14 protein-coding genes are annotated in these 16,120 nt (G+C 63.0%); 4 read left to right on the top strand and 10 right to left on the bottom strand.

Annotated elements, in window-relative coordinates; translation table 11 throughout:
- Positions 1–176: 176 nt before the first annotated feature.
- The 10 genes from B7X65_RS01995 to B7X65_RS01950 form a co-directional block, all read right to left on the bottom strand.
- Positions 177–503 (bottom strand): DUF3325 domain-containing protein, encoded by a 327-nt coding sequence (locus B7X65_RS01995; protein WP_293592308.1) that lies wholly within the window; start codon positions 501–503, stop codon positions 177–179.
- A complete protein-coding gene (locus B7X65_RS01990) occupies positions 496–2,103 on the bottom strand; it encodes a PepSY domain-containing protein (RefSeq protein ID WP_293592307.1) in 1,608 nt (535 codons plus the stop codon). The genes B7X65_RS01995 and B7X65_RS01990 overlap by 8 nt, the downstream gene beginning before the upstream one ends.
- Before the next feature lie 18 nt (positions 2,104–2,121).
- Complete coding sequence (locus B7X65_RS01985; RefSeq protein WP_293592306.1) at positions 2,122–2,451, bottom strand: iron uptake protein; 330 nt, start codon at positions 2,449–2,451, stop codon at positions 2,122–2,124.
- A gap of 112 nt (positions 2,452–2,563) precedes the next feature.
- Positions 2,564–3,358 carry a DUF4198 domain-containing protein gene (locus B7X65_RS01980; RefSeq protein WP_298317545.1) on the bottom strand — a complete coding sequence of 265 codons (795 nt, stop codon included), beginning with the start codon at positions 3,356–3,358 and terminating at the stop codon, positions 2,564–2,566.
- Positions 3,359–3,366: 8 nt separating this feature from the next.
- The gene (locus B7X65_RS01975) at positions 3,367–5,553 is read right to left on the bottom strand and encodes a TonB-dependent siderophore receptor (protein WP_293592305.1); all 2,187 of its coding nucleotides are present in this window, start codon (positions 5,551–5,553) and stop codon (positions 3,367–3,369) included.
- A 159-nt stretch (positions 5,554–5,712) separates the two neighbouring features.
- Positions 5,713–7,785 carry a TonB-dependent siderophore receptor gene (locus B7X65_RS01970; RefSeq protein ID WP_293592304.1) on the bottom strand — a complete coding sequence of 691 codons (2,073 nt, stop codon included), beginning with the start codon at positions 7,783–7,785 and terminating at the stop codon, positions 5,713–5,715.
- Positions 7,786–8,081: 296 nt separating this feature from the next.
- Complete coding sequence (gene bfr / locus B7X65_RS01965) at positions 8,082–8,558, bottom strand: bacterioferritin (RefSeq protein ID WP_293592303.1); 477 nt, start codon at positions 8,556–8,558, stop codon at positions 8,082–8,084.
- Between the two features lie 160 nt (positions 8,559–8,718).
- A complete protein-coding gene (ahpF, locus tag B7X65_RS01960) occupies positions 8,719–10,290 on the bottom strand; it encodes an alkyl hydroperoxide reductase subunit F (protein WP_293592302.1) in 1,572 nt (523 codons plus the stop codon).
- Between the two features lie 88 nt (positions 10,291–10,378).
- Positions 10,379–10,942, bottom strand: a complete 564-nt coding sequence (ahpC, locus tag B7X65_RS01955; RefSeq protein ID WP_293592301.1) for an alkyl hydroperoxide reductase subunit C — start codon at positions 10,940–10,942, stop codon at positions 10,379–10,381.
- Positions 10,943–11,230: 288 nt separating this feature from the next.
- Entirely contained in the window at positions 11,231–12,052 is an 822-nt protein-coding gene (locus B7X65_RS01950) for a pyruvate, water dikinase regulatory protein (protein WP_293592300.1), read from the bottom strand.
- Between the two features lie 180 nt (positions 12,053–12,232).
- Between B7X65_RS01950 and ppsA the strand changes: the two genes are divergently transcribed.
- The 4 genes from ppsA (at position 12,233) to B7X65_RS01930 (ending at position 16,118) form a co-directional block, all read left to right on the top strand.
- Positions 12,233–14,632, top strand: a complete 2,400-nt coding sequence (gene ppsA / locus B7X65_RS01945) for a phosphoenolpyruvate synthase (protein WP_293592299.1) — start codon at positions 12,233–12,235, stop codon at positions 14,630–14,632.
- A 209-nt stretch (positions 14,633–14,841) separates the two neighbouring features.
- Positions 14,842–15,138: a hypothetical protein gene (locus B7X65_RS01940; protein ID WP_293592298.1), complete on the top strand. Its 297-nt coding sequence runs from the start codon at positions 14,842–14,844 to the stop codon at positions 15,136–15,138.
- On the top strand, positions 15,135–15,713 hold the full coding sequence (locus B7X65_RS01935; protein ID WP_293592297.1) for a tetratricopeptide repeat protein: 579 nt from the start codon (positions 15,135–15,137) through the stop codon (positions 15,711–15,713). The genes B7X65_RS01940 and B7X65_RS01935 overlap by 4 nt, the downstream gene beginning before the upstream one ends.
- 144 nt (positions 15,714–15,857) lie before the next feature.
- On the top strand, positions 15,858–16,118 hold the full coding sequence (locus B7X65_RS01930) for a DUF4212 domain-containing protein (protein ID WP_293592296.1): 261 nt from the start codon (positions 15,858–15,860) through the stop codon (positions 16,116–16,118).
- Positions 16,119–16,120 lie beyond the last annotated feature (2 nt).

The following is a 16,120-nucleotide window of genomic DNA, read 5'->3' as shown; positions in this document are numbered from 1 at the left end:
TGGATCAGTCTGGCAGTTGGCGAGCGGCAAGGTGAAGCTTGCTTGCAACGCCGTTCTTTATGAGAATCATTACCATTTGCATCTTATCGCAATCCAGCAGGGTCGAGGTGTTTTCGCAGGGTGGCGAGTGTGGTTGTCCTCAGGACAAATAGGCTTGTATCCCCCGTCGGCAACGCTCATGGGCGGAGCTTGAAGCACCGGAAAGGCCGGGCTCGCAGCCAGCGGGGCCGCCAGGTCAGGGTCAGGGCAATGCCCATGGCCGCAGCGCAGACCAGCACCACCCACAACAGGCTGCCGAAGCCGGCGCCTTCCGCGGCAAGGCAGACGGGCAGGCCCAGGCCGATGGCCGTGAAACCCGTTGCACGTTGCGCCCGCAGGCCAGGCGCCGGACGGGCGTGGTGCCCGAAAACACGCTCCACATGGCGCTCCTGGCTCAGGGCCAGCAAGGCAAATCCCCACAGGGCCAGCGTGAAGGCGGCGAGTGTCAGCAGCAGATCACGCACGGCTGATGCCTTTGGCGGTGCCCAGGGTGCCTTGCGTTGCAGTGGGAGCCGGCGGCGTGTGCTGCGAAGGCGCGGCCTGGTGCCCCAGGTGCCTGGCCGTGCCGGCCGCCAAGCCTGCGAGGGCCAGCAGCAGCAGGTCCATGCCTGCCACCGCCCACAAGCCACGGCCCAGTGTGTGGGCGAGATGGTGGCTGGTGGTAGCCCAGTTCAGCGCCACCGCCAGCAGGGCCAGCCCGGCCACCGCCCAGGCCTGTTCGCGCCAGGCGGCGCGGCCGCGCAGCGCGGCATGGCCCAGCGTGCCCAGCCAGGCCAGGTAAAAGGCCCAGACCTCGATCTCGCTGCGGTCCCAGCCTGCCAGCGCCGCACCGGCCGGCAACAGCCGGTTGGCAGCAAAAAACACCATCGTGGCGACGATGATGCCGGACACGCTGGTGACCGTGAGCGCCTCCACCACACGTACGCCGGCCAGGCCTTTTCTGGCGTGGCTGGCGCGCCGTCCTTCCAGCCAGAACAGGCTGCCGGTGGCCATCAGCACGCAGCCGGCCAGGCCCGCCAGGAAATACAGCCAGCGCAAGGTCCAGTGTTCGAACTGGATGAAATGCAGGCCGCTGATGAAACGTTCCACGGTCATCACCGGCGCGGCCTCGAAGCTGCTCAGCACGGTGCCCGTTGCAGTATCGAAGTAGAGCTGGTCGAGATTCATGGTCACCATGTCGGCATAACCGCGGCGCAGTTCCACATAGCTGTTGGCATCGCCCGGGTGCCAGACACGCACGAAGCTGGCCCGGCCGCCTTGCCACTCCTGCTCCGCCTTCGCCAGCATCACGTCAAGCGACGCCAGCGGCTGGCCCGGCGTATTCGCCTTGGCCCGGCGGTATTGGCCGAAGCCCTCGGCGGCAAAAGCCTGCCGCGGATTTTTAGCCTGCGCATAAGTGGCGTGGTAGGCACTCGGCCAGTAGATGGTGAACAGGATCACGATGCCCGACAGGGCGATGGCAAAGTAAAACGGCATGGCCAGCACGCCGGTGAGGTTGTGCAGGTCCAGGCTGGCGCGCTGCAGGCGCTTTTTGGGGCGGAACAAAAAGAAGTCCGCAAAAATCTTGCGGTGGATGATGACGCCGCTGATGATCAGCAGCAGCATGGACATTCCGGCCAGGCCGACCAGCCAGTAACCGACATCTTTCCAGCGGATGTGCAGGCGGTAGTGGAAAGGAAAGATGAAGCCGGTGCCTGCGAGCGTGTCGGTGTGTTCGAGCACCGCGCCGGTTTGTGGATGCAGGTAGCGCCGCTCGGTGACCTTGGTGGCTTCGTCGCGCCAGCGCAGCTCCAGCGCCGGCACGCGTTCGGTGGGCAGGCGTACAAACCATTGCGACGATCCCCGGGCCAGGCGCTGGGCCTGTTCGGTCACCGGTCCATCCAGCTTGAAAGGCTGTGCGGCAGCGGACGGCGCGAGCCGTGTGCCCGGCATCATCCAGCGGTCGATCTCGCGGTCGAACACGCTGAGCGTGCCCATCCAGAAAATCGCAAACAGCAGGCTGCCGATCACCACCCCGGCCCAGGTGTGTAGCCAGGCCATCGATTTGCGGAAAGTGGGTTCCATCGCGCGCATCTTTCTTCTTTAGCGAATCAGTTGAAACAGGACCAAGGCCAGGGCCGTGCCACCCGCCAGCACAGCCCAGAGCCACGCCAGGCTGCGCACGCTGAAGGCCCACAGCAGCACCAGCAGGTAGAGCACAAAGCCCAGCATCGCGGCGCTCACCACGGCTTCGCTGCGTGCCAGGCCGAGCAGCGGCAGTGCGGCGGCCAGCAGCGCCACCAGAGCCGCGGTGAAGGCATACCCGCCCGGCAGCGCCGCGATGAGGCGCAGCACGATGCGCACCCTGGGGCGGGCAGCCGCGCGGCGCAAAGGCGGAGGCACGAGAGCCGCGATCCATCCGGCCACAGACATCGGCTTCAATTTCTGGATGGGTTCAAAAAAGATAGCGGCATGCGCCCGACCCATCAGGGCTGGAGGCATATTTCCCTTGTTGTTTTGAAGAAAGGGGCGCACGCCGGAAGCCTCAGTTCATCTTGTTCGGTGTTGCCGCGGGTGAGGCAGGCAGGGCGGCCAGGCCTTCGGGCTGGGTGATGGTGAGCGAGGTCACATAGCTGGCGCGGTCGTATTTGTCGGTGCCGCGTTCGCCGGCGCTGGTGTCGGCATGTTTGACTTCGAGCACGTAGCTGCCTTTCCACGGCAGGCTGAGTTTGAGCCGGCCCTGGTCGTCACCGCGCAACGCCTTGCCCCAGCCCGAAGGTGTTGCCACCTCGACCTTGGCCTTGGGCAGCGGCTGGCCCTTGTAGAACACCTGCACTTCGACGCCGTCGGGGCCGTTGTTGCCGGTGGGCACCAGGTCCAGCGTGAGATGGGGGGCCTGCTTGTCGAAGGTGTTGACCAGGCGGGCCGCGGGCACGTAGAGGCTGCGCACCAGCTTGTCGCCATCCTTGCGTTCCGAAACCGGGTAGTGCGCATCTTCCGCCACCAGGGACTCGCCTTTGGCCGCGCTGCCCGACAGGACAAAACCCCTGGGCGTCTTGCTCAGGGTCAGCGGCTGGGCCGCGGCAACGCCGATGCGCTGCGCGACGGGCGCAATGAATTTGTCGAGGTAGCCGGGTGAGGTCTCGCGCAGGTTTTGACCAAACTCGCCGAAGTACAGCGTGGCGCCGTTGGCGTCCTGTTCCAGCCAGACATGGTGTGCCTGGGCCGTGGTTGCGGTGGTGGCGGCGAAGAGAGGGGCGATGAGGCCGAGGCGTGGGAAAGACATGGTGATGGCGTCCTGCAGGTTGAAGGGGGGAGGGTGTTTTTCCTGTTTTTTCATGAGGATGTTCAGAACTTGATGCGCATGCTGACCTGCAGCTCACGCGGCGCGCCAGGCAGGATCAGGTTGTCGTTGCTGCCGTGGCTGGAGACGATGTATTTCCTGTCGGTGATGTTTTTCAGGTTCACACCGAATTCGTAGCGGCCGGTCCGATAGATGCCGGCCAGGTCACCGGTCAGGTAAGCCGGCAGCACGACGAGGTTGGTCAGCGAAGCGAAACGCTCGCCCATGTAGTTGAGGCCACCGCCCAGGCTGAAGCCGTTGCCCAGGTCTTTCATGGCCCAGAAGGAGGCTGAATGGCGCGGCGTCAGCGCCGGCACCTTGCCCAGCGAGGGCACCGAAACCACCGGCAGCTGCAGCGAGCTGACGCGTGCCACGGACTCCACCATTTCGCCGTCCAGGTAGGCGTAACCCGCGCTCACGTCCCAGCGGCCCGGCAGGCGGCCGCTGGCCGTGAGTTCCAGCCCGTTGGTCCGCTGCGTGCCCACGTTGATCTGCAGGCTGGGGTTGGCCGGGTCGGTGTTCTTGATGTTGCTGCGCTCCAGGTTGAACAGGGCGGCCGTCACGCTGAGCGCGCCGTCCAGGAAACCGAGCTTGCTGCCGATCTCGACGTTGCGGGTGATCTCCGGTTCGTTGCCCACGTTGCTGCCGGCCAGGGCAAAGGTCTCGGCCGAGGGCTGGAACGAACGGCTGTACGAGAGGTAGTGTGACTGCGCGTCGGTGGGCTGCCACACCAGGCCGGCGCGCGGACTGAAGGCGCGGTCGGTACGGGCCAGCGGTGCGAGCTTGCGCTCGTAAGTGGTGGACTGCTTGAACTCGTCGTAGCGAATGCCTGCCAGCGCCTTCCAGTTTTTCGTCAACGTGACCTGGTCCTGAAGGTACACACCCAGCACGTCCTGCGTGGTGTTGTTCGGTATGGCGCTGTCGGCCGCGAGATTAGCCGCGGTGAATGCCGGCACCGACACCAGGCCCGGATTGAAGATGGACACGCGTGCCACCTGACCTGCAGAGATCGATTGGGAGCGGCGCTTCTGCTGGCCCATTTCCAGGCCGAAAAGCCATTCCTGCTTGAAGCCGCCCAGCGTGTTTTTGTAGGTGAAATCGGTCTGGTTGAACCAGCCCGACTCGTCACGGAAGACGGCGCTGCGGGTCAGCCCGACGGCCAGCGCCACCGGGTCCGTGGTGCCGCTGGGCAGGGTGTTGTAGCGGTCCAGCTCGTAGCTGTAGTAGCGCGTGGTGTTACGCACGCTGAATACGTCGTTGAAGCTGTGGTTCAGGGTGGCGGTGTAGGTGTCGACCAGGCTGGTGCTGGTGTCGTCGCGCCGGGCATTGCCCGAGCCGTAATAGGTGCTGGCGGGTACATCGACGGGGCGGCCGTTGAGCGCCGGGATGCCGAAGTCCGTCACGCGCTGGTCGCGCGCCTGGGTGTATTGCAGCAGCAGGGAAGTCTGCTTGCTGAGCTTGAGCGCCAGCGAAGGCGCAAAGCTGTAGCGGTCCACAAACTGCTGGTCGCGGTAGCTGCCGGAGTCTTCGCGCGCCGCGTTCAGGCGGAAGGCGGCGGCTTCGCCCAGCGGCAGGTTCACGTCGGCTTCCACGCGCCTGAGCTTGTTGCTGCCCAGGATCAGCGTCGTCTCGCCCGAGGTTTCGCCGAACTTGGGCTTTTTGGTGACGCGGTTGATCAGGCCGCCCGAAGAGCCCCGGCCGTACAGCACGGCGGAAGGGCCCTTGAGCACCTCGACCCGCTCGACGTTGGACAGGTCGCGAAAGTACAGGGCGTCGTCGCGCAGGCCGTCGGAGAACTGGTCGGCAATCGCCGTGAAGCCGCGGATCATCACCTGGTCGCGCTGGCCGTCGCCATGGCTGGCTGCCACGCCGGGCACATTGCGCAGCGCATCTTCCATCGAACGGGCGGCCTGGTCGCGCAGCAACTGGCCGGGCACCACGTTGACGGTCTGCGGTATGTCGCGCAGCGGCGCGCTGCTTTTGGTGGCGGTGCTGCTGCTGGACGGGGAGTAGCCCTGTTCGGTGTCGGCGCGGATGGTGATGTCCGGCAGGACCTGGGCGCCGACCAGCTGCGCGGCGCACAGCGCGAGCGGGGTGAGGCTGAATTTTGCTACAAGTCTGGTAGCTGATGGCGCCCGGCAGACGGGGGCTTCGAAGGTTTTTGATGCAAGGAAACGGGATGTAATGGACATGTGAAGCACGGCTCAGGCAGGTTGCTGGCTGGCTTCACATTCCGGGGATATGTCGGCTGGCGGTTTACAAATTTTAGCTTAATAATGAGAATTATTCGCGTTTAAGAGTCTGTTGGTCCTGCCTTTGACGGCAAAAAACGACAGGCTCCGGTGTGAGCGTCAGAAGTAGAACGTGGTGCTCAGCGCGAAGCTGCGCGGTTCGGCCGGCGACACCACGTTGGCGTTGATGGCGCCTGCGTAATACACCTTGTTGAACAGGTTCTTGATGCCCGCCGTCACGCGAAAGCGGTCGCCCTGGTAACTCAGCGAGGTGTCGGCCACAAAGTAGGAAGGCAGCGTGAACGGCAGCGCGCCCACCTGCTCGCTGACGTAACGCCCGCCCAGGCCCACGGTCACGCGCTTGAGGTCCTGCAGGCGGTAAGTGGCCCAGGTGGACAGCGTGTGTTTGGGCGTCAGGTTGATGGGTTTGCCGACGATGGCGGCATTGTTGTCGCGAGTGACTTCCGCATCGGTATAGGCGTAGGCGGCGGTCAGCTTCCAGCTGTTGCGCAGGTCGGCGCCCAGCTCCAGTTCCAGGCCGCGCGCCCGCTGCTCGCCGGTCTGCACGCTGAAGTCGGTGTTGACCGGGTCGGCTGTTGTCACGTTCTGGCGGCGCAGGTCATAGATGGCCAGCGCACCTGTGACTTGCCGGTTGGCGGCCTCGTACTTGAGGCCGGCTTCCCATTGCTGGCCGGTCTCCGGAACGAAAGCGCTGCCATCAAAGGCCAGGCCGGACACCGGAAGGAAAGATTCGCCATAACTGGCGTAGGTGGACCAGCCCGGCACAATTTCGTAAACCAGGCCGCCCGAGAAGGTGTTGGCCTTGTCCTTTTGCAGCGTGCGCCGGTTGGTCAGCCGGTTCTCGGTGTCGGTCGTTGAACGGTCATGGCGCAGGCCCAGCAGCGCCGTCCAGCCCTGGCCGAACTTGATCTGGTCCTGCACATACAGCCCGGCCGCAGTGAGCCTGGATGGCGCGTCGCTCGTGAGGTTGGCGGGGCAGGTGGCCTGCACGCCGTACACCGGGTTGTACAGGTTCATGGGCGCAATCGTGCATCTGCGGCTGGCCTGCGAACTGGTGCCGGTGCGGGCGTCCAGCCCGGTGACCAGGCGGTGCTTCAGGCCCAGGGCCTCGAAGCTGGTCAGCAGCGAGGTGTCGGTGGCCAGCAGGTCGTAGTCCATGTACTGGCGGGTGGCGGTGCGGTTCTGCAGGCGCCGGTTGGCCTGCAGCGTGCCGTTGGCCACAAAGTTGCCGGTGCCTTTTTCTTCTTCGTAGCGCACGTTCTGGCGCAGCACCACCTCGGGGTTGAACTCGTGCTCCAGCGAATAACCCACGGTGGTTTGCTCCATGTCGTAGGCCCCGAAGCCGGGGTCGCCGGTGTAACGTGTCAGGGGAATCGCCCCGTTGGGGTTGGGCAGCAGCGTGCCAAACGGGGTGATGCCCTGCTGGCGCATCCACTGGCTGTGGCTGTAGGTGGCAAAAAGCACCAGGTCGGTTTGCGGGCCGAGGTCCAGTGCCAGCGAGGGCGCCACCCAGCGGTCCTTGCGGTAGACGAGGTCGGTCGCATCGTCGGTGTCGGACACCTGGGCGTTGATGCGAAACGCCGCCTTGCCCGAATCGGACAGCGGGCGGTTCAGGTCGGCCGACAGTGTCTTGAGGCCGAAGCTTCCCAGCTCCAGCGAAGCCTCGGACAGCGCTTCCTTTTTGGGCCGCTTGCTGACGGCGTTGACGATGCCGCCGGGCTGCACCTGGCCGTACAGCACCGACGCCGCGCCCTTGAGCACCTCGAAGCGTTCATAGCCATAAGGTGTCAGGCGTGTCCACATGCCGGGGCTTTGCACCAGGCCATCGATCAGGATGGATTCGGTCGAGCGGAAGCCGCGGATGTTGATGTCATCGAAGCCGCGCCGGCCGAAGTTGACCGGGCTGACGCCGGCGACTGTCTGCAGGGCTTGCTGCAGGTTGGTCGCCTGGCGCGACTCCATCTGCTCGCGCGTGACCACACTGATGGATTGCGGCGTCTCCAGCAGGCGCATCGGCGCCTTGCCGGCGCTTTGTGCCTGGTTGGGCGCGAAACCTTCGTCTTTTTCGACGGTGGCGTTGATGCGCACCTCGCGCAGCTGCGGCAGCTCGCTGCCCGTACCCGAGGCGGTGGCCTGAGCCGGCGGCGTTTCGGCCCGGGCCAGTTGCGCCATACACAGCGCCAGCGGCGTGAGGACGAAGGTTGCTACAAATTTGCTAGCTGCTTGCGCTCGCTGCACATGGGCTGGAAGGGTTTTTGAGTGAGAAAAAGAGGAGGGGAGTGACATGGTGAAACACAGGCCGGTTGCTGGCTGGCTTCACATGAACATGTCGGCTGGCGGGGGCTATAGTTTAACCCGTAAATGAGAGTTGTTCTCATTTGAAAGAGGCGCTGGCCGCCATTCGAATCAGGCAGGGCCTTGTCGACCATGAAACAAGGCAGCGCTTGCGGCGCTGCGCAGGGTACAGCCTAGCTCAATTCGCCCATCTGGCTTTGCAGGTAGTTCTGGAGGCCGACCTTGGCCACCAGCTCGATCTGGGTTTCCAGGAAGTCGATGTGTTCTTCGGTGTCGTCCAGAATGCCCTGTAGCAGGTCGCGCGAGACGTAGTCACGCACGCTTTCGCAGTGGGCAATGCCGTCCTTGATCGTGGACTGCGCGCCGGTTTCGGCCTTCAGGTCGCAGTTGAGCGCTTCCGGCACGTCCTCGCCGATCATCAGCTTGCCGAGGTCCTGCAGGTTGGGCAGGCCGTCGAGCATGAAGATGCGGTCCATCAGTTTGTCGGCGTGTTTCATCTCGCCGATGGACTCCTCGTATTCCTTCTTCGCGAGCTTGTCCAGGCCCCAGTGCTTGTACATGCGGTAGTGCACGAAATACTGGTTGATGGCGGTCAGCTCGTTCTTGAGCTGGGCCTGCAGATGGGTGATGACTTGTGCGTCGCCTTTCATGCCGAATCCTTTTTTTGGTTTTGAGTATTCCGATTGTCGGCAGGCCGGTGTCATTGGGCAAGGAGAAATGCGTAACCCTTCGCGCGCGTCATGGGCACGAATGGAGTGATAGCCGTTCTTCTTTGCTGCGGGGAGCGCCAGGGGGCCGCTCCCCGCGCTGTCAGGCCGCCGGTGCCGAGGTGCGCATCAGGTGGTCGAAGGCGCCCAGGGCCGCCTTGGCACCGTCACCGGCCGCAATGATGATCTGCTTGAAGGGCACCGTCGTGGCGTCCCCCGCGGCAAACACGCCGGGCAGCGAGGTCTGGCCTTTGGCATCAACGATGATCTCGCCGTGTTTCGAGAGCTCGACCACGCCTTTGAGCCAGTCGGTGTTGGGCACCAGGCCGATCTGGATGAACACGCCTTCGAGCGCCACGGTTTTGAGCTCGCCGGTCGCGCGGTCCTTGTAGACCAGGCCGCCCACCTTCTGGTCGCCGGTGATCTCGGTGGTCTGCGCGTTGGTGAACACGTCGACGTTTTTCAGGCTCAAAAGCTTGCGCTGAAGCACGGCATCGGCGCGCAGGGCGGTGTCGAACTCGATCAGCGTCACATGGCCGACGATGCCGGCCAGGTCGATTGCCGCTTCCACGCCGGAGTTGCCGCCGCCGATCACCGCCACGCGTTTGCCCTTGAACAGCGGTCCGTCACAGTGCGGGCAGTAGGCCACGCCCTTGTTCTTGAACTCCTGTTCGCCGGGCACGTTGATGTTGCGCCAGCGCGCGCCGGTGGAGATGATGACTGTTTTGCTTTTGAGCGAAGCGCCGCTTTCGAGCTGAACCTCGATCAGGTCCTTGCCGGGTCCGCTATTGGGAATAAGCGCCTTGGCACGCTGCAGGTTCATGATGTCCACGTCGTAGTTGCGCACGTGTTCTTCGAGGGCGTGGGCGAACTTGGGGCCTTCGGTTTCCTTGATCGAGATGAAGTTCTCGATGCCCAGCGTGTCCAGCACCTGGCCGCCGAAACGCTCCGACGCCACGCCGGTGCGAATGCCCTTGCGCGCCGCGTACACGGCCGCCGCCGCGCCGGCCGGTCCGCCGCCGACGATCAGCACATCAAACGGATCCTTCTCACTGATTTTTTTGGCTTCGCGCTCGGTGCCGCTGGTGTCGATCTTGGCGAGGATTTCTTCCAGGCTCATGCGGCCGTTGCCGAACATGGTGCCGTTGAGGAAGACCGTGGGCACGCCCATGATCTCGCGCTCCTTGATCTCGTCCTGGAAGGTGCCGCCTTCGATCATGGTAGTCTTGATGCGCGGGTTCTGCACCGCCATCAGGTTCAGCGCCTGCACCACGTCCGGGCAGTTGTGGCAGGTCAGCGAGACATACACCTCGAAGTCGAGGTCGCGGTCCAGTGCGCGGATCTGTTCCAGCACTTCCTGCTCGACCTTGGGCGGGTAGCCGCCGATCTGCAACAGCGCCAGGATCAGTGAGGTGAATTCATGACCCATGGGCAGGCCGGCAAAACGCGGGCCGTGGTTTTCACCCGGGCGGTTGATCGAGAAAGAGGGCTTGCGATGAGGGTCGTCGCGGCTTTCGGTCAGCTTGACCAGTGGCGACGCCTCTGCGACGTCCTTCAGCAGCGACAGCACTTCGCCCGAAGCCTCGCTGTCGTCCAGTGAAGCGACGATTTCGATGGGCGCGGTGGCGCGTTCGAGGTAACTTTTCAGTTGGGCTTTGGTGGCGTCGTCGAGCATGGCGGACTCACTTTCAATTTCAATGGGGAACAAAAAAGCCCGGGGCACACACCGAGGTGTGTTTCGCCCGGGCTTGGACTGCGAGGGCTTAGATCTTGCCGACGAGGTCGATGGACGGGGCGATGGTCTTGGCGCCTTCGTTCCACTTGGCCGGGCAGACCTGGCCGGGGTGCGCTGCGGTGTACTGGGCGGCTTTCAGCTTGCGCAGGGTTTCCTTGACGTCGCGGGCGATTTCGTTGGAATGCACTTCAGCGGTCTTGATGATGCCATCGGGGTTGATCACGAAGGTGCCGCGCAGTGCCAGGCCTTCTTCGGGGATGAACACGTCGAATGCCTTGGTCAGCGTGTGGGTCGGGTCGCCCACCAGCGGGAACTTGGCCTTGCCCACGGCGGGTGAGGTCTCGTGCCACACCTTGTGCGAGAAATGGGTGTCGGTGGTCACGATATAGACCTCGGCACCGGCCTTCTGGAATTCGGCGTAGTTGTCGGCGGCATCTTCGACTTCCGTGGGGCAGTTGAAAGTGAATGCGGCTGGCATGAAGATCAGGACCGACCATTTGCCCTTCAGCGATTCGTCGGAAACCTCGATGAACTTGCCATTGAGGAAGGCTTGGGTTTTGAAAGGCTGGACTTGGGTATTGATCAGGGACATCTGGATAGCTTCCTATAGGCGGGTTAAAAGTACTTGCGAAACGATAGTATAACTCTACAAATGGCTAGTGCTTGATAGTCATTAGCTATTTGTGGAATAGGCATCGCGCACCAGACCCGGCCATTCATCCTCTTGGCCCGCGGTGATCCGGCGGGCTGACCTGGGTGTGTTGGCCAAGGCGGCGAGCGGGCGGCTGCTGTTCGGCCTCTGGCTCATAAGATAAAAAGGCCTCTAGCCCTCATGGGAAGGGCGCAAGCAGCTATCGAAAGATGAGCATAAGACGCCGCCTCAGTACTCCAACCGCTCGGGCCGGATCTCCTGCAGGATGGTGGTGGCGATTTCCTCGATCGACTTGGTCGTGGTCGATAGCCAGCGGATGCCTTCACGCCGCATCATGGCTTCCGCCTCGTGGATTTCCTCGCGGCAGTTGGCCAGGCTCGCGTATTTCGAGTTGGGCCGGCGTTCGTTGCGGATCTGGGCCAGGCGCTCGGGGGCGATCGTCAGGCCGAAAATTTTCTTGCGGTGCGGCACCAGCGCCGGCGGTAGCTGGCGGCGCTCGAAATCTTCCGGGATCAGCGGGTAATTCGACGCTTTCAGGCCGTATTGCATGGCCAGGTACAGCGAGGTTGGTGTTTTGCCGCTGCGGCTCACGCCCACCAGGATCACGTCCGAACCGGCCAGGTCCTTGTTGCTCTGGCCGTCGTCGTGGGCCAGCGAGAAGTTGATGGCTTCAATCCGGTCGTCGTAGGCCTTGCTTTTGGAGGCGTCCGAAAAGCGGCCGACCCGGTGGTTCGACTTGATGCCCAACTCGGTTTCCAGCGGCGCCACAAAGGTGCCGAACATGTCCAGCATCATGCCGTGGCAGTGGGCCTTGATGACCGCCAGGATCTCCATGTTGACCAGCGTGGTGAACACAATCGGCCGGTTGCCCTCCAGCACGGCGGCGTGGTTGATCTGGCGCACCGCCTGGTGCGCCTTGTCCACGCTGTCGATAAAGGGCAGTCGGATGTGACGCGCCGTGAATTCAAACTGCGCCAGGATGGCGTTGCCAAAGGTTTCGGCGGTGATGCCAGTGCCGTCGGAGATGAAAAATACGGTGCGATTGGGCATGGAAGCGGGTCAGGGTTGTGAAAGGTGGGGGCGGGCGCTGCAGGCGGCGGACGCCTACAATTGAGGCAATTATCCCGATTGTCACGCCATGCCCCGCGCCCAGCCCCAAAAACAACAACCAGCAGCCTGCCTGCCGCGCATGGACGATGCCCCCGTTTTTAAACCTCCCGGAGTATTTTCATGTCCAAGCTATTTGAGGCGACCGCCCTGGTCGTACCGTTTGAAAACCTGAGGATGACAGACGTCGAGTCTGTCGGCGGTAAAAACGCCAGCCTCGGCGAAATGATCTCGCAGCTGCCGACCGGCCCCAAGGGGGTGCAGGTGCCCACCGGCTTTGCCACCACCGCCCACGCCTTCCGCGTGTTTCTGGCCCATGACGGGCTGGACAAGAAAATCAACGCCGTCCTCGACAAGCTGGACACCGACGATGTGCGGGCCCTGGCGGTCGCTGGTGCCCAGATCCGCACGCTGGTGGAAGCCCAGCCTTTCCCGCCTGAGCTCGAAAAAGCCGTGCGCAGCAGTTTTGCCGCCCTGAGCGCGGGCAACGCCCAGGCCAGTTTCGCGGTGCGCTCGTCGGCCACCGCCGAAGACCTGCCCGACGCCTCGTTTGCCGGCCAGCAGGAAACCTTTCTGAACGTGGTGGGCATCGAGGACGTGTTGCACAAGATGAAAGAGGTGTTTGCCTCGCTTTACAACGACCGCGCCATCAGCTACCGCGTGCACCAGGGTTTTGCCCATGCCGACGTGGCGCTGTCGGCCGGCGTGCAGCGTATGGTGCGCAGCGACATCGGCGCGGCCGGCGTGATGTTCACCATCGACACCGAAAGCGGCTTCGAAGACGTGGTGTTCATCACTTCCAGCTACGGCCTGGGTGAGACGGTGGTGCAGGGCGCCGTGAACCCGGACGAGTTCTACGTGCACAAGCCCATGCTCAAGGCGGGCAATCGCGCCGTGATCCGCCGCAACCTGGGCAGCAAGCTGCTGCAGATGGAGTTCACCACCGCCGAGGAAAAGAAGGCCGGCGGCAAACTGGTCAAGACCACCGACGTGCCGGCCGAACTGCGCAACCGCTACTCGCTGACCGACGCCGACGTCGAGCAGCTGGCGCGTTACGCGGTGATCATCGAGGACCATTACGGCCGCCCCATGGACATCGAGTGGGGCAAGGACGGCACTGACGGCCAGCTCTACATCCTGCAGGCGCGACCCGAGACGGTGAAAAGCCAGTCCAAGGGCAAGGCCGAGCAGCGCTACAAGCTCAAGGGCACCGGCACCGTGCTGGCCGAGGGCAGGGCGATCGGCCAGAAAATCGGCACCGGCCCGGTCCGCATCGTGCACAACATCAGCGAGATGGACCAGGTCCAGCCCGGCGACGTGCTGGTGACCGACATGACCGACCCGAACTGGGAGCCGGTCATGAAACGCGCCAGCGCCATCGTGACCAACCGCGGCGGGCGCACCTGCCACGCCGCCATCATTGCCCGCGAGCTGGGCATTCCCGCCGTGGTCGGTTGCGGCGACGCCACCGAACAGCTCAAGGACGGCATGCTGGTCACGGTGAGTTGCGCCGAAGGCGACACCGGCAACATTTACGACGGCCTGCTGGAGACCGAAGTGACCGAGGTGCAGCGCGGCGAGATGCCGCCGATCGACATCAAGATCATGATGAACGTGGGCAACCCGCAGTTGGCGTTTGACTTCTGCCAGGTGCCCAACCACGGCGTGGGCCTGGCCCGGCTGGAGTTTGTCATCAACAACAACATCGGTGTGCACCCGAAAGCCATCCTCGACTACCCGCAGGTCGATGCCGACCTGAAGAAGGCCGTGGAAAGCGTGGCGCGCGGCCATGCCTCGCCGCGTGCTTTTTATGTCGACAAGGTGGCTGAAGGCATTGCGACGATTGCCGCTGCCTTCTGGCCCAAGCCGGTGATTGTTCGCCTGTCGGACTTCAAGTCCAACGAATACCGCAAGCTGATCGGCGGTTCGCGCTACGAGCCCGAAGAGGAAAACCCGATGCTCGGTTTCCGCGGTGCGGCGCGTTACCTCAGTCCTGATTTTGCCGAGGCCTTTGCCATGGAGTGCGAAGCACTCAAGCGCGTGCGCAAGGACATGGGCCTGACCAATGTCGAGGTGATGGTGCCTTTTGTGCGTACGCTGGGCCAGGCCAAGGCGGTCACGGAACTGCTGGCCCAACACGGCCTCAAGCGTGGCGAGGATGGCCTGCGCATCATCATGATGTGCGAAGTGCCGAGCAATGCGGTGCTGGCCGACCAGTTCCTCGAGTACTTCGACGGCTTCTCGATTGGCTCGAACGACCTGACCCAGCTCACCCTGGGCCTGGACCGCGACTCGGGCCTGGACATCCTGGCCAAGGACTTCGACGAGCGTGATCCGGCCGTCAAGGCCCTGCTGAGCCAGGCGATTGCGGCCTGCAAGCGCCAGGGCAAATACGTCGGCATCTGCGGCCAGGGCCCCAGCGACCATCCGGACTTTGCACTTTGGCTCAAGGAGCAGGGCATTGGGTCGATCTCGCTCAATCCCGACACCGTCATCGACACCTGGAAGCAATTGGCCAACTAGCCAGCCGGGCTGACTTGCGCCGCAGATCCACGGCGCAAGTCAGGCACGGTTTCCCTTGTAGGTACTTGGTTCTAGCTGCGCCCGCAAGCGGCCAGAACCAAGGGAAAGTCCTAGGGAGGGTTTCAACGGGGTTCACCCCCCTGTGCGGCAATTTGTAAGAAGTCGGTAAGACCCGGGGCAACAATCAAGCCATTGTTGCCTGGGGTCTTATGCTTTTTGCCGTGTCCACTCTTAAATTGATAGCAGAGATCGCATTGCTCGCGCTGTTCGGGCAGTGGGTGCTTGGCTTGCTGGCAGGCGCTAAAAGGGACAGCAACCTGTTCTACCAGATCCTGCAAATCGTCGGCAAACCCTTTGTGGTGGCCGCCCGCTTCATCACCCCGAAACAAATCATTGACCGCCACGTTCCGCTCGTGGCGTTTTTGTTGCTGCTGTTTGTCTGGATCGCATCGACCCTGATGAAAATCCGGATTTGTCTTGAAATTGGTGTGGAGTTTTGCAAATGAACACGATCCTGGCCTACTGGTATCTCAAGTTGCAGGCGCTGGTCCTGCTGGTGTTTGGCAAGCAGCAGGCGGCCCTGGAGAAATTCGACCAGATGCTGGTGCTGCGACCGGGTGACCGTTATGCCCTGGCAAGCCGCGCCCACGTTCTCGCGCAGGAAGGCGACAAACACGGCGCCATCGCCGCGCTGCGTTCGCTGGCGGAGCGTTACCCCGACAATGCCGCGGCCTGGTTCAACCTGGCCTACATGCTGGAAGACATCGGTGGCCACGCCGACGCGGAGCCCGCCTTTCGCCGGGCGCTGGACATCGAACCCAAGATGGACCGGGCCTGGTACGGCCTGGCTCTGCTGCTGATTCGTGATCGCCGCTTCGATGAGGCGGTTCAGGCACTCAAGAAAAATACAGAACTGCAACCCATGAGCCCGTTCGGCTGGTATCAGCTTGCGCGGGTTCATGTCGACAGGCAAGACCCTGATGAGGCGGTGAAAGTCATTCGCCACCTCAAACGGTTTGAGCCTAAAGTGGCCGCCCAGCTGGAACGCGAGACGGGGCTGAGCATTGCTCAGTCTTCCTGAAGGCAGCCCCGCTGAGTGGTTATTTGACGGCCGGGGTCTGGGCCCAGGCTTATAAGAGACGCGATCCGGCTTGCAGGCCACGCTTGGGGACAAGTGGCGATCGTGATGTGCCCGAAAGGGTGTTGTTAGATGGAGGCAAGTGTTATGCAGTTGACTGACAACCATCGCCGTTATTGGCGCAAGAACCTGAATGTCACGGCAATCCTGCTCGTGATCTGGTTCGTCGTGACGTTCGTCGTGAGCTATTTCGCTCGCGAGTTGAGCTTCACTTTCTTTGGCTGGCCTTTTAGCTTCTGGATGGGAGCACAGGGGGCTTTGGTGATTTACGTGGCGATCATCGGCTATTACGCCTGGTACATGGGCAAGCTCGACATCGAACACGGTGTTGAAGAAAGCGAGGAATAATC

Origin of the sequence: Polaromonas sp. 39-63-25, assembly GCF_002278925.1 — a bacterium.
GTDB lineage: Bacteria > Pseudomonadota > Gammaproteobacteria > Burkholderiales > Burkholderiaceae_C > Polaromonas.
Note: the sequence above shows the minus strand (reverse complement) of the source record. Positions and strands in the feature narration are given on the sequence as shown.

Bases quoted from the DNA above. Each gene is read 5' to 3' on its own strand.
- B7X65_RS01990 (WP_293592307.1), bottom strand. From the start codon at position 2,103: ATGGAACCCACTTTCCGCAAATCGATGGCCTGGCTACACACCTGGGCC.
- B7X65_RS01985 (WP_293592306.1), bottom strand. From the start codon at position 2,451: ATGTCTGTGGCCGGATGGATCGCGGCTCTCGTGCCTCCGCCTTTGCGC.
- B7X65_RS01980 (WP_298317545.1), bottom strand. From the start codon at position 3,358: ATGAAAAAACAGGAAAAACACCCTCCCCCCTTCAACCTGCAGGACGCC.
- B7X65_RS01975 (WP_293592305.1), bottom strand. From the start codon at position 5,553: ATGTCCATTACATCCCGTTTCCTTGCATCAAAAACCTTCGAAGCCCCC.
- B7X65_RS01970 (WP_293592304.1), bottom strand. From the start codon at position 7,785: ATGGCGCAACTGGCCCGGGCCGAAACGCCGCCGGCTCAGGCCACCGCC.
- bfr (WP_293592303.1), bottom strand. From the start codon at position 8,558: ATGAAAGGCGACGCACAAGTCATCACCCATCTGCAGGCCCAGCTCAAG.
- ahpF (WP_293592302.1), bottom strand. From the start codon at position 10,290: ATGCTCGACGACGCCACCAAAGCCCAACTGAAAAGTTACCTCGAACGC.
- ahpC (WP_293592301.1), bottom strand. From the start codon at position 10,942: ATGTCCCTGATCAATACCCAAGTCCAGCCTTTCAAAACCCAAGCCTTC.
- B7X65_RS01950 (WP_293592300.1), bottom strand. From the start codon at position 12,052: ATGCCCAATCGCACCGTATTTTTCATCTCCGACGGCACTGGCATCACC.
- ppsA (WP_293592299.1), top strand. From the start codon at position 12,233: ATGTCCAAGCTATTTGAGGCGACCGCCCTGGTCGTACCGTTTGAAAAC.
- B7X65_RS01940 (WP_293592298.1), top strand. From the start codon at position 14,842: ATGCTTTTTGCCGTGTCCACTCTTAAATTGATAGCAGAGATCGCATTG.
- B7X65_RS01935 (WP_293592297.1), top strand. From the start codon at position 15,135: ATGAACACGATCCTGGCCTACTGGTATCTCAAGTTGCAGGCGCTGGTC.
- B7X65_RS01930 (WP_293592296.1), top strand. From the start codon at position 15,858: ATGCAGTTGACTGACAACCATCGCCGTTATTGGCGCAAGAACCTGAAT.